16 protein-coding genes are annotated in these 12,593 nt (G+C 63.5%); 7 read left to right on the plus strand and 9 right to left on the minus strand.

Annotation, left to right across the window (positions count from 1 at the left end; genetic code table 11):
* The first annotated feature begins 5 nt into the window (after window positions 1-5).
* From KVF90_RS14110 to KVF90_RS14140, 7 genes are all read left to right on the plus strand, one after another.
* Entirely contained in the window at window positions 6-584 is a 579-nt protein-coding gene (locus KVF90_RS14110; RefSeq protein WP_264392206.1) for a NifU family protein, read from the plus strand.
* On the plus strand, window positions 581-1,189 hold the full coding sequence (locus tag KVF90_RS14115) for a malonic semialdehyde reductase (RefSeq protein ID WP_264392207.1): 609 nt from the start codon (window positions 581-583) through the stop codon (window positions 1,187-1,189). Before KVF90_RS14110 ends, KVF90_RS14115 begins: the two co-directional genes overlap by 4 nt.
* A 49-nt stretch (window positions 1,190-1,238) precedes the next feature.
* Window positions 1,239-1,868, plus strand: a complete 630-nt coding sequence (gene tsaB / locus KVF90_RS14120) for a tRNA (adenosine(37)-N6)-threonylcarbamoyltransferase complex dimerization subunit type 1 TsaB (RefSeq protein WP_264392208.1) — start codon at window positions 1,239-1,241, stop codon at window positions 1,866-1,868.
* Window positions 1,865-2,353: a GNAT family N-acetyltransferase gene (locus tag KVF90_RS14125; protein WP_264392209.1), complete on the plus strand. Its 489-nt coding sequence runs from the start codon at window positions 1,865-1,867 to the stop codon at window positions 2,351-2,353. Before tsaB ends, KVF90_RS14125 begins: the two co-directional genes overlap by 4 nt.
* Window positions 2,354-2,469: 116 nt before the next feature.
* A complete protein-coding gene (locus KVF90_RS14130; protein WP_264392210.1) occupies window positions 2,470-2,922 on the plus strand; it encodes a MucR family transcriptional regulator in 453 nt (150 codons plus the stop codon).
* A 168-nt stretch (window positions 2,923-3,090) separates the two neighbouring features.
* Window positions 3,091-3,513, plus strand: a complete 423-nt coding sequence (locus KVF90_RS14135) for a Fur family transcriptional regulator (protein ID WP_069311290.1) — start codon at window positions 3,091-3,093, stop codon at window positions 3,511-3,513.
* 9 nt (window positions 3,514-3,522) lie between these two features.
* A complete protein-coding gene (locus KVF90_RS14140) occupies window positions 3,523-4,383 on the plus strand; it encodes a lysophospholipid acyltransferase family protein (RefSeq protein ID WP_264392211.1) in 861 nt (286 codons plus the stop codon).
* Here the strand turns inward: KVF90_RS14140 and KVF90_RS14145 are convergent.
* From KVF90_RS14145 to KVF90_RS14185, 9 genes are all read right to left on the minus strand, one after another.
* Window positions 4,380-5,264: a LysR substrate-binding domain-containing protein gene (locus KVF90_RS14145; RefSeq protein ID WP_264392212.1), complete on the minus strand. Its 885-nt coding sequence runs from the start codon at window positions 5,262-5,264 to the stop codon at window positions 4,380-4,382. The genes KVF90_RS14140 and KVF90_RS14145 overlap by 4 nt on opposite strands.
* A gap of 95 nt (window positions 5,265-5,359) precedes the next feature.
* Window positions 5,360-6,289, minus strand: coding sequence for a hemolysin family protein (locus KVF90_RS14150; RefSeq protein WP_264392213.1), 930 nt, complete (start codon window positions 6,287-6,289; stop codon window positions 5,360-5,362).
* 26 nt (window positions 6,290-6,315) lie between these two features.
* On the minus strand, window positions 6,316-6,795 hold the full coding sequence (gene ybeY, locus KVF90_RS14155; RefSeq protein WP_264392214.1) for an rRNA maturation RNase YbeY: 480 nt from the start codon (window positions 6,793-6,795) through the stop codon (window positions 6,316-6,318).
* 138 nt (window positions 6,796-6,933) lie between these two features.
* Window positions 6,934-7,287, minus strand: coding sequence for a hypothetical protein (locus KVF90_RS14160; protein WP_264392215.1), 354 nt, complete (start codon window positions 7,285-7,287; stop codon window positions 6,934-6,936).
* Window positions 7,288-7,380: 93 nt separating this feature from the next.
* Window positions 7,381-8,424 carry a PhoH family protein gene (locus KVF90_RS14165; RefSeq protein ID WP_264392216.1) on the minus strand — a complete coding sequence of 348 codons (1,044 nt, stop codon included), beginning with the start codon at window positions 8,422-8,424 and terminating at the stop codon, window positions 7,381-7,383.
* A gap of 110 nt (window positions 8,425-8,534) precedes the next feature.
* Entirely contained in the window at window positions 8,535-9,878 is a 1,344-nt protein-coding gene (miaB, locus tag KVF90_RS14170; protein WP_264392217.1) for a tRNA (N6-isopentenyl adenosine(37)-C2)-methylthiotransferase MiaB, read from the minus strand.
* A gap of 187 nt (window positions 9,879-10,065) precedes the next feature.
* Window positions 10,066-11,136: an alpha/beta hydrolase gene (locus KVF90_RS14175; protein ID WP_264392218.1), complete on the minus strand. Its 1,071-nt coding sequence runs from the start codon at window positions 11,134-11,136 to the stop codon at window positions 10,066-10,068.
* Window positions 11,137-11,157: 21 nt separating this feature from the next.
* A complete protein-coding gene (locus tag KVF90_RS14180; protein WP_264392219.1) occupies window positions 11,158-12,036 on the minus strand; it encodes a hypothetical protein in 879 nt (292 codons plus the stop codon).
* Between the two features lie 69 nt (window positions 12,037-12,105).
* A complete protein-coding gene (locus KVF90_RS14185) occupies window positions 12,106-12,567 on the minus strand; it encodes a peptidylprolyl isomerase (protein WP_264392220.1) in 462 nt (153 codons plus the stop codon).
* Between the last annotated feature and the right edge of the window lie 26 nt (window positions 12,568-12,593).

Raw genomic sequence — 12,593 nt, forward strand, 5'->3', positions numbered from 1 at the left:
AACCCATGTTCATAGAGACCGAAACGACGCCCAACCCTGCGGCGCTCAAGTTCCTGCCCGGCCAGATGGTCATGGCCGCAGGCTCCCGCGAATTCGCCACGCCCGAAGCTGCCGAGGCGAGCCCGCTCGCTCAGGCGATCTTCGACACGGGCGAGGTGGTGAACGTGTTCTTCGGCGCGGACTTCGTCTCCGTAACCGCAGCGCCGGGCGCGGACTGGAGTGGGCTGAAACCGCAAGTCGTCGCCATCCTGCTCGATCACTTCGTCTCGGAAGCCCCGCTGTTCGCTTCCAGCGGCAACGGCATCGCCGTGCCCCCGCCCGAGGACGAGATGGTCATCGAGGAGCGCCCCGAGGACGCCGAGGTGATCGCCGCGATCAACGAATTGCTCGAAACCCGCGTGCGCCCCGCCGTTGCCGGTGACGGGGGCGACATCGCCTATCGCGGTTTCCGCGACGGGGTGGTTTATCTCACCCTGCAAGGCTCGTGCTCGGGCTGCCCGTCGAGCACCGCCACGCTGAAGCACGGCATCGAAGGCCTGCTCAAGCACTACGTCCCCGAAGTCAGCGAAGTGCGCGCTGCATGACTTTGCAGTTCCACGACCACGTGCTGTCCAGCGAGGCGCTGGCCCAGCTGTTCAACGAAGCGCGCAGCTATAATGGCTGGCTGGATAAGCCCGTATCTGACGACCAGCTCCACGCGATCTGGGATCTGGTGAAGATGGCGCCCACCTCGGCCAACATGCAGCCGGTGCGGATCGTGTGGGTGAAATCGGCTGAGGCCAAAGCCACACTCGCCGATTGCGTGATGGAGGGCAACAAGGCCAAGGTGCTCGCCGCTCCCGTCACCGCCGTGATCGGTTACGACATCGACTTCCACGAGGAACTGCCCTGGCTGTTCCCGCACACTGACGCGAAAAGCTGGTTCGATGGAGACGAGGAAGGGCGCAAGGAAGGCGCGTTCCGCAATTCATCGCTGCAAGGCGCCTACCTGATGCTTGCCGCGCGCGCCATCGGGCTCGATTGCGGGCCGATGTCGGGCTTCGATCAGGCCGCAGTGAACGCTGCCTTCTTCGCTGACGAGCCGCGCCACCGCGCCAATTTCATCTGCTCGGTCGGCTACGGCGATCCCGCCAGCATCTTCGACCGCTCCCCGCGCCCCGAATTCGCACGCTTCAACCGCATCGCCTGACGCGCATCTCGCGCTTGCGCGGGCGTGCGGGCTGAGGCAGGGCGCGGCAATGCGGACGCTCGCCATCGAAACCGCCTCAGAAGCGTGCAGCATCGCCCTGTTCGAGGGCGAGACGCTGTTGGCGCGCGACCATCGCACGATCGGGCGTGGCCATGCCGAAGCGCTGGTGCCGATGATCGCAGCGCTTCCGGACAAGGGCCGCGCCGGTCGCATCCTCGTCAGCCTTGGCCCCGGCAGCTTTACCGGCGTGCGTATCGGGCTGGCGACGGCGCGCGCCTTGGGCTTTGCCTGGGGGGCCGAGGTGCTTGGCTATCCCACCCTCGCCCTGATTGCGGCGCAAGCGCAGGCCGAACGTCCAGACACGCCCGTCACGGTCTGCACCAATGGCGGGCATGGCGAATGGTTCGTGCAGGATTTCGCTGCCGATGGCCTTCCCGAAACACAGGTGCTTTCGCAGACCCCCGCTGCCGCTCGCGCGGTTCATCACCATGCCTTTGCTGCCGGAAACCGTGCGCAGGAACTGCTGGCCGGTGCTGCCGAAGGTGCGGCCGCGCTGGATATCCTGCCCGATGCTGTGGCCGTGCCGCTGCTCCCCTCTCCCCTCCTGACCCGCAATCTCGCTCCGACTTATGGCCGGGGGGCCGATGCGACCCCGATGGCGGGACGCCTGCCTGCATGACGCCTGCGCCCGCCCCTTCCGTCGAACTCATCGACCGGATCATGGCGGTGATGGAGGCGGCCTTCGATCCGGCTTATGGCGAGGCCTGGAACCGGCGGCAGGTTGCCGATGCGCTGACCCTGCCAAGCACCCACGCACTGGTGGTCGATGCTGCGGGCGCGCCGATTGCCGATGGCCCCGGCCCCGCGCCGGCCCCGGCAGGCTTCGTGCTGACCCGCCACGTGCTCGATGAAGAAGAACTGTTGCTGATCGCCGTCAATCCCGACGCAAGACGGCGCGGGGTTGGCGCTGCACTTCTGGAACATCTGTTCACCACCGCCCGTAAACGCGGCACGGCGCGCATCTTTCTGGAAATGCGCCGAGGTAATCCGGCTATCCATCTGTATCGCAAGTTCGAATTCGAACCGATCGGCGAGCGGCGGAACTATTACAGGATGGCCAATGGTGAACGGATCGACGCAATTACTTTCGGCCGGTCAATCTAGTTTAGGGCAAACCGTCCCAAACTGGTGAACAAGCAGAGCCACCTAGTTGCCAAGATTGCTGCCATGAGTCATGGCGTAATAGCCGGCGCGGTCAAAAAGACGCCTGTGAGGAACTCATGCAAGACCTGGAAATCGATATGAAAGAAACGCTTATTACATTGACCAGCGACATTGTCGCGGCACATGTCAGCAACAATGATGTCGCGGTGACTGATCTGCCCAGCCTCATCACCAACGTTTACACCGCACTTGCCAATCTTGGCGAGGCTCCGGTGGTCGAAGAAGTGAAGCCGCAGCCTGCCGTCGCGATCCGCAATTCGGTCAAGCCCGATTACATCGTGTGCCTTGAAGACGGCAAGAAACTGAAGATGCTCAAGCGGTATCTTCGCACCAATTACAGCATGTCGCCGGAAGAATACCGCGCGCGTTGGGGCCTTGCTGCCGATTATCCGATGGTCGCTCCCAACTATGCCGAAAAGCGTCGGGATCTGGCCAAGAAGATCGGCCTCGGCCGCAAGCCGGGCACCACGGTTGCACCCAAGGCCCGCCGCCCCCGCAAGACCGCCTGATCGCAGGCGTCGTCTTCGGACGGATTACGTCAGTTTGGTTAATCGCCCCTGTTGAGAGGGCGGCAAGCCAGCTTGAGCAAGCAGCCTCGTCCCTGTAGGGGTGAGGCTGTTCTGCTTTTGAGCGGCCCTTGGTCCCATGGGGCGGCGCGCATGGCGATGGAGCTTTCCTTGACCCAGAAAATCGATCTCGAACAACTTTGCGCCGAAAAAGGCCTGCGCATCACCGAGCAGCGCCGCGTGATCGCCAAGGTCCTGTCGGAGAGCGACGACCATCCCGATGTGGAATTGCTCCATAGCCGCGCTGCCGCTGTCGATCCGCGCATCTCGATTGCCACGGTTTACCGCACCGTACGGCTGTTCGAAGAAGCGGGCATCCTCGACCGGCACGATTTCGGCGATGGCCGCTCGCGGTATGAACCCGTGCCCGAAGCGCATCACGATCACCTGATCGATGTCGAAACGGGCAAGGTCGTGGAATTCGTCGATCCGGAAGTCGAAGCGCTGCAACGCCAGATTGCCGAACGGCTCGGCTATCGCCTCGTCGACCACCGGATGGAGCTCTACGGCGTGCGCCTCTCCCGTAATGACTAATGGCGCGCAATGACTGACGAGGAACTGCGGCAGGCCGCCGCGCGCGGGGAGGCTACACCGGTCTCCTTCGCAGGTCGGCTGCGTATCACCGGACGCGCGCTGGCGCTGATCGGGCTGATCCTCGTCTTCGTGCCGCTGCATTACCTGTTCCGGGTGTTCGCCTATGGCTCGCCCTTCCCGATGCTGTTCCTGCGCTATGCCGCACGGGTCTGCGGGGCGAAGGTGGAGGTCATCGGGACGCATCTGAAGCGCGACGTGTTCTTCGTCGCCAACCACCTGTCGTGGATTGATATCCTTGCGCTCGCAGGGGCCAGTGGCACTGCCTTCGTTGCCAAGGCGGAACTGGCCGAGGCCCCTGTGGTCGGCTGGCTCGCGAGCCTCAACCGCACCGTCTTCGTCAAGCGCGAGCACCGCATGGGGGTGGCCGAACAGATCAACGCGCTGAAGGAAGCGCTGGTCGATAACTGGTCAGTCACCGTTTTCCCAGAAGGCACCACCACCGACGGGCAATCGCTGCTGCCGTTCAAGACCTCGATGCTCTCGGTGCTGGAACCCCCGCCACCGGGCGTGTTGGTGCAGCCGGTGATCGTCGATTACGGCCCGGTCGCCGAATGGATCGGCTGGATCGGCGAGGAAAGCGGCATCAACAATGCCAAGCGGGTACTGTCACGCAAGGGCACCTTCAAGGTGCGCCTGCATTATCTCGAACCCTTCAGCCCCGAGGATTTCCGCGGACGCAAGGCCATCAGCCAGGAATCGCGCCGCCGGATCGAGGAGGCGCTGATCGAGATCCTCGGCAAGCCGCTGCGCCCATTCGCTCACACGGTCGCGCCGGTGCGTTATGAGCCGAAGGTCGACGCTGCGGACTAAAGCCCCGCGCGCACCAGCCAGTCGTGGAATATCCGCACCGGGCGGCTTTCCAGCGCCACCGGCTTGCACACGAACCAATAGCTATAGGGGCTCTCCACCGGCTTGCCCGGGAGGTTGATGAGCCGGTTGTCATTGGCGCGGCGCAGGTGATCGTCGTGCATGATCGCAATGCCAAGCCCCTGCGCGGCGGCCTCCAGCATCAGCGCGCCCGAATCGTAATGGTCGATCGCCGCCGGATCCATCTGTTCAAGGCCGTTGGCCTTCTTCCACGCCATGAAGCTTTCGGGCAGTTCGTTGTGGATCAGGAAGGTCTGCTTGGTCATCGCCTCGGGGGTGATGTCCGGACCGATATTGCGGGCCGTGTCCTTGCTGCAGATCGCGTGCACCAGATTGTGGTCAAGCCGCACCGCGTGAAGCCCGCTCGCCGGGCCGCGTGACAGGATGATCGCGGCGTCCAGCGTGTCGCCCACCCGGTCTTCGAGATGCGGCGCAGTGTCGATGTCAATATGCAGCAGCGGGTGGCGCTTGCGCAGTTCGCCCAGTCGCGGGAACAGGCGCTGGCTGCCGAACATCGGCAACACGCCCAGCCGCAGGCGGAGCAGCGCGATATTGTCCGACTGGCTCTCCACCGCGCGGGCGAGCGCTTCCATGTGCGGGTTTACCGCTTCATAGAACGCCTGTCCCTCGTCGGTCAGCTGCATCGACTGCCGCGCGCGGGTGAACAGCTTCTTGCCGACGAATTCTTCCAGATTGCTGATCCGCCGCGACAGTGCCGAAGGGCTAAGCCCGATTTCCTCTGCCGCAGCCCGGGCCGAGCCGAGACGCACGGTGCGCATGAAAGCTTCAAGCGCGCGCAGGGGGGGCAGACGACGAGCAGGCATGATCAGTTCTCTCCTTATACAGAGAGATACGGTTGAGAAGCCGAATGGATGCAAAAAATCGAAGAAAAAATCGGCAAAGGCAAAAAAAGTTGCGCTTATTGCACGTCATTCGCATCTAGCGGCGGGTGCAGCCGCAGCCGGGTGACGTGGGTTTCGTCGCCTGCAGTCACCTCAATCCGCCAGCCGCTCGAATGTTCCAGCACTGTGCCGACCTGCGGCACCGCCTCCGCGAGGACGAAGGCAAGGCCGCCAAGCGTGTCGACCGCTTCCTCGACTTCGGCAAGGCGGGGATCAACCAGCTTGGCGATGTCATCCAGCTCGGCGCGGGCATCGCAATCCCACATGCCTTCGCCGATGGGTGTGATCAACTCCTGCGGGGTCTCGTCATGCTCATCCTCGATTTCGCCGACGATTTCCTCGACCAGATCCTCGATGGTGATGAGCCCGTCGGTGCCGGAGAATTCATCGAGCACGATGGCGAGGTGGACGCGCTGGCTGCGCATATCGGCCAGCACATCGAGTGCGCCGCGCGATTGGGGCACGTAGAGCGGCTGGCGCATCAGCGTCGTCCAGTCCGCGGGCGGCTCGGTGCCGTTTGCGAGGAAGGCGAACACATCCTTGATGTGGATCATCCCGATCACCGAATCCAGCGTCTCGCGGTACACGGGCATGCGCGAATGGCCGTGCTCGGAAAAGGCCGCGACCAGTTCCGCCCAACTAATCGACGCTTCGACAGCGATGATCTCGCCGCGCGGCACGGCCACATCATCGGCATCATGTTCGGAGAAATGGAGGAGGTTGCGCAGCATCTGCCGCTCGGCCCGCGACAGATCGCCGCCGGAATGGCTGCTGTCGTCGGTGCTGGAGGAACCGTTCACGTCCTCGTGCTCGTCGATCGCTTCCTCGAGCTGCTCGCGCAAGGAACGCGCGCCCTCAAACCCGAGGATCTTGCGCAGTGCAGGCCAAAGCCCGCTGCTACTGTCCGCGTCTCCCGATGGAGATGCGGAGGAATGGGAATCGGCCATGGCCTTCGAAACAGCTCCCTTTGGTTTCAATCGCCATATGGGTCAGCGATGCCCAGTTTGGCAAGTATCGCCGTCTCCAGCGCTTCCATCGCTTCGGCCTGTTCATCGGAATCGACATGGTCGTGGCCGGCGAGATGGAGCAACCCGTGGACGATCAGGTGGGTGGCATGGGCTGCCAGAGTGACGCCCTTCTCCGCGGCCTCACGCGCGCAAGTCTCGTAAGCGAGCGCGATGTCGCCGAGCATTTCGGGGGGGCCTTCGGCGGAGAGGTCTTCCAGTTCCTCACGCTCGAGCATCGGGAATGACAGCACGTTGGTAGGCTTGTCCCGCTCGCGCCATTCGCGGTTGAGGGTGTGAACTTCGGCGTCCGAAGTGAACAGCAGGCTGGCAAGAAGGCGCGGATTGGCGAGCAGCGGTTCGCCCTCCCCCACGGCCTGCGCCGCGCGCTCCGCCAGCGCGTCCCATTCGCCTGCGGGCCAATCTTCGATGTCGATATCCAGCTGCATGGGTCGCGCCCTTAGCGCGGTTCGCACCGGTGAGAAACGGCCTTGAGGGGTTAAACAGGAATGTCCGCTTCCGGGCGATGCAGCCGCCCCTGATTATGGCCGGGGTTGGGTGGTTAGCGGAATGGCGGGTTTACGCAGTCAGCCTTCCTCATTCACGAACCGGGTTCCGCATTTCGAACATTCAGATCGAAGCGGCAAATGCACGCCGTATTCCTTGCCCCAAAAGCGTGTCCAAAATCGGTTATCGATCTTCAATCGCTCGTTGGCTCGATGATCCTGAAATGCTGGATAGCCACACGCATCACACTTGATGTTGAACAGCGCGACGGCGGGAATGAAAAGGACCATCCCAACAGCCGATGGCCAGAAAAAGCCGAATGGCCAGCCAATAAAGCAGCTCAAAAAGAAGATGCCGGAGGCAAAGGCAGCTGGCCATTGCCAACGGCGAGCTATCTCAAAGCGCTTTGGAATGTCAGATCGACCCGCTGTCATACATCTCAAATATCAGCCCCAGCGAATTGCCGCTTCGGGGTCGCTAGGCTAATGTGTGCTTTCAGGTTTGGACAGCGCCAGACCTGACACGGCTTAAGCCCCCTCCCCGTCGCCATTACCCTCATAGGCCTCGACAATCCGGCCCACGATCGGGTGGCGCACCACGTCGGCGGCGGTGAAGCGGATGGTGCCGAAGCCTTCGATCCCCTCCAACCGCTCGACCGCATCGTTGAGCCCGCTCATGCGCGGACCGCCGGGAATGTCGACCTGCCGCGGGTCGCCGCAGATCACCATGCGGCTGTTCTGGCCGAAGCGGGTCAGGAACATCTTCATCTGTTCGCGCGTGGTGTTCTGCGCTTCGTCGAGGATGATGAAGCTGTCCGCAAGCGTGCGCCCGCGCATGAAGGCGATGGGCGCGATTTCGATCTCGCCATTCGCCAGACGCCGCTCGACCTGTTCGGGCGGCATGCAGTCATTCAGCGCGTCGTAGAGCGGGCGGAGATAGGGATCGACCTTTTCCTTCATGTCACCGGGCAGGAAGCCGAGCTTCTCCCCCGCTTCCACCGCCGGGCGCGAGAGGATCAGGCGCTGGACGCTCCCGGTGATCAGCTGGCTGACCGCCTGCGCCACCGCGATATAGGTCTTCCCCGTCCCCGCCGGGCCGAGCGCGAAGATGATGTCGTCCTTGGCGAGGCTGCGCATGTAATCGATCTGCGTCGCAGAGCGCGGCACGATGGTTTTCTTGCGCGTGCGGATCATGATCGGCGGGCCGTCCTGATCCCCCGATATGATCCCTTCGAGCGTCGGTTCGGACGACATGGCGATCAGCGATTCCACCGCGCCAGCATCCAGCGCCTCGCCGCGCGCCAGCCGGTCATACATGGTCTTGAGCGTCTCGCGGGCGCGGGCCACGTCATCCTCCGGCCCTTCGATCACCACCTGATGGCCGCGGGCATGGATATACACACCGAGCCGGTTTTCGACTTGCACCAGATTGGCATCGAACTGACCGAACAGCGGCCCGAGCAAGGCCTGATTCTCGAAGGTCAGATCGATACGCGCGCGCCGGGGCTCCGGAATGCCGCGGGGATCGGGCGAGAGAGCCGGATGTCCGGCACGGGAGGGTCTTCGGCCCATAAGGTCCTTTGCTTGAGGGCCAAAGGACGATCCCTTGCCCTTGAGTCGCGAAGGTAAGCCGGGGCGGGAGCAAAGCAAGCGCAGCACTGACACGCAGCGGTGGAAAGTCGTCAAACTGAAACGGTTTGCCCGACGAGCCCCTTCAGCGAAACCGGCCCTGCCGCTGCCAGCGTCACCTCGACCAGATCGCCGATCGCGGCTTCGCCTTCGAACCACACCGATTGCAGCCACGGCGATTTGCCGAGCCACTGGCCGGGGTCTCGTCCCGTGCGGTCGACCAGCACCTTGCAGGTTGTGCCGACGCTTGCCTGGTTGAAGGCGTATTGGTGGTGGGCAAGGCGCTCCTGCAAGCGCTGGAGGCGCTCGGCCATGACCTCGGGGGCGATCTGGCCGTCCATGGTGGCAGCGGGCGTGCCGGGGCGCGGGGAGTATTTGAAGCTGAAGCAGGCGGCGTAGCGGACTTCGTCGACGATCCTGAGGGTCTCCTCGAACTCGGCCTCGGTCTCGCCGGGGAAGCCGACGATGAAGTCGCCTGCGATGGCGATGTCGGGCCTGACGGCGCGGAATTTCTCGATGATTTTCAGATAGCTGTCCGCCGAATGCTGGCGGTTCATTGCCTTAAGCACGCGGTCGCTGCCGCTCTGCACGGGGAGGTGCAAATAGGGCATCAGCTTGTCCACCTCGCCATGGGCGGCGATCAGGGCGTCTTCCATGTCGTTAGGGTGGCTGGTGGTGTAGCGGAGGCGCTCCAGCCCGTCGATCTTGGCGAGGGCGTGGATCAGACCGGCAAGGCCGGTGCGGCGGCCCCTGTCATCCTCGCCGCGCCACGCGTTGACGTTCTGGCCGAGGAGCATGATCTCCTTCGCCCCCGCCTCGACCAGCCTTTGCACCTCGGCAATCAGATCCTTGAAAGGTCGCGATATTTCAGCGCCGCGGGTATAGGGCACCACGCAATAGGTGCAGAACTTGTCGCAGCCTTCCTGCACGGTGAGGAAGGCGCTCGGCCCGCGTTTCCGGCGCCGGGGCAGCGCGTCGAACTTGGCGATGGCGGGCATGTCGGTATCGGTCGCGCGCTCACCTTTTGCTGCCTTATCAAGCATTTCCGGCAGGCGGTGATAGGCCTGCGGGCCGACCACGATGCTGACCGCCGGGGCGCGCTTCATGATCTCCTCGCCCTCGGCCTGGGCGACGCATCCCGCGACCGCGATCAGCGGTTTCTTGCCCGATTGCTTGCCCGCCAGCACCAGCCGCCCGACATCGGAATAGACCTTTTCCTGAGCCTTTTCACGGATATGGCAGGTGTTGAGGATGACCAGATCGGCGTCCTCACCCTCGGCCGCGGGCTGGATGCCGCGCTCGCTCAGCAGCTCGGCCATGCGCTCGCCGTCATAGACGTTCATCTGGCAGCCGAAGCTTTTGACCCGGTAAGTCTGGGGAGGCGCGGAAGGTTTCATGATCGGCGGGCCATTAGCGCCGATGGGGTCCGGGTTCAATCATCGTGACCTGACCCGCCAAAAGCCAGTGTTTCACATGAAACATCGCCGCAAACGGCGTCTAAAGGGGGTCTAGAGGGGGTCTAAGGGGGGTCTGGAGGGGGTCAGGCGCGGTCTGCGGGGCCACAAACACCGGCTTACCGGCATCTCACTGTCCCGCAGCTGCGCCGGTCTCGCTCTGATCCTTGTCCTTGCCCTTCGGCTTGTCCTTGCGCAGGCTGTTGTGGACGCAAGGCTCGTTCGGTTTGGAGCCCGGCCCGGGATGCGCCTTGTCGTCCGGTCCGCACTCGACGAGAGGCTTGGCGATGCCGTTGGCACTCACCACGGCCTGCGCATCGGTGCTGGCATAGGCGGCGATCCAAGTGATGCAATCGGCGAGCGGGCGCACCTTGTGCTTGACGATCGCGTTCTTGCGCGGCTCGCAATTGATGGTGAAGACGTTGGCCGCGGGCGGCTCGTCATTGCGTGCGAACCGCCGCAGAAACTCGCCGCGCTCGTTGAACACGGTCCGCCGCAAGGCATTGGCGCGCACCTCGTTGCGGTAGAAGGGCGAGGTGTTGAACATGAAGGCGCGCACTTCGGGATGCGCGTCCGACACCTCGGTCGCCAGCGCCCCGCCCAGCGAATGGCCGGTCACCACCCACGGCAGATCATCGCCCAGCCGCGCCCGTTCTGCATTGAAATAGCGCAGCGCGAGCGCGATCTGATCACCGCGCAGCGTGCCGAAGAAGATGTCGCTCAGCCCCTTCAAATCGGTGCCACGGAAGGCGAGCACCCGCGCAACCGGCTTGCGGGCCGCATCGCCGCCCGATCCGGGGGCATATTGGTTGAACAGCTCGTAACTGAAGCCCTTGTCCGCATCCTCGGGCGCAATCGGCAGGTGCTCGATCCGCTGGAGCACCCGGCCGGGCTTGGCGAACAGGTCGTCATCGCCGGTATAGGCGTTGGTCGAGGCGACCGCATAGGGCCACGCCTCCACCGCCGCATCGCGCACAAACCCGCACCAACCGCCCGGCTCAAGCTGGCAGGGCGAGCGCGATTGCGAGATATCGGGAAGCGTGGCGCAGCCGGAGAGGGCGAGGCCGAGCAGCAGGACGAGCGGGCGCAGGGTCAGGCGCAAGGCGCCGCCGCCTTTACTGACGTGCGTTCCGGCTGGCACCAGCAGCTTGTGACTACGGCGGTTTTCGAGGGAGAGGAAAAAGTCATGTGACTTCGCCACTACTGCCGTTGGAAATTCCGTTCAATCGAGTTCGTAGGGCGGATCGTCAGAGCGTTGCGACTGGGGCTTGTCGATCCGGTTAAGTCTGCCGGATTTGACTGCAGCTTCATCAGTATAGGCGGCAATCCAAGTAAGGCAGCCCGCCAGATAGTGCATCGAATGATCCTTGATCGCCCCCAGCCCGTTGGAACGGCAGTTGAGCGAGAGGTATTTCTGCGTCGCTTCGGAAGCAGGGGCGCGAACGAGTTTCAGGATTTCTCCATATTCCACCATCGCAATCCGCTCGACCGACTGGCTGCCGTTCCCGCGCCAATAGCGCGGCGAATTGTTGAAGACATATGAGCGGGACACAGCCACTTCCCTGCCATCGGACAAGGCGATTTTGCGCAGCGAGACATAGTGGGCGATACCCCCGCCGAGCGAATGCCCGGTGACCGACACCTCGACATCGGTCAGGCCGCGGTCGGCAAGATCCTGAAAAACGCGCTGGACAACTTCCAGTCCGCGCCTGTTCTGGCGGCCCAGAATATTGCCATGCCACCAGTCAGCCCAGCCTTCGGTTCCGCGGAAGGCGACCACAACTTCCTTGAGTTCGGCGCCTTCGAACCGCTCGAATATGCGGTAGGCGAAACCGATGTCGTTTTCGATGCGGGAACCGGCCACAATGCCATCGGGCAGTGCATACTCACCCCGGTCGGCGCGGTAGGCATTCTGCGACATCTGGGCATAGAGCCAGGTCTTGCGGGCACCGTCCTGAATGAAATCGCACCATCCGCCTCTGGCGTCGGGGCATGGCCCTTTGCGTGCCGCCGGAAGCTCGTCAATCGAGGCTGCCGCGGTAAGAAGGATCGCCGCGCCCAGGACAGCCGCAGGTTTCAGGATTCTGGTAATCAAAGTCATATGCTCCCCCAAGCACCTGATGTTCGGGGGAGCATATCAACGCTTGGCTAAATCCCAAGCAAATTCTGCTTAGGAAACAGTCGCCTTCACGATCTTGCCGGGGCTGCGCGGGGGCTCGCCCTTGGGGAGGGCGTGGACGTGTTCCATGCCGCTCGTGACCTGGCCCCACACGGTGTACTGCTTGTCGAGGAAGCGCGCATCGTCGAGGCAGATGAAGAACTGCGAGTTGGCGCTGTTCGGGTTCTGCGCGCGGGCCATCGAGCAGACGCCTTCGACGTGCGGTTCGGCGTTGAATTCGGCGGCGAGGTCGGGCTTGTCGCTGCCGCCCATGCCGGTGCCGGTCGGATCGCCGCCCTGCGCCATGAAGCCGTTGATCACGCGGTGGAAGATCACGCCGTCATAGAAGCCTTCGCTGGCCAGTTCGGTGATGCGCGCAACGTGGCCGGGGGCCAGATCGGGGCGCAGCTTGATCACGACGTCCTTGGACTCGCCGTCGCCGGTGTCGAGGGTGAAGGTAAGGGTCTCGGCCATTATGTTTCTCCTGCGGGAATTTGCCG

The sequence above is a fragment of the Porphyrobacter sp. ULC335 genome (assembly GCF_025917005.1).
Lineage (GTDB): Bacteria > Pseudomonadota > Alphaproteobacteria > Sphingomonadales > Sphingomonadaceae > Erythrobacter.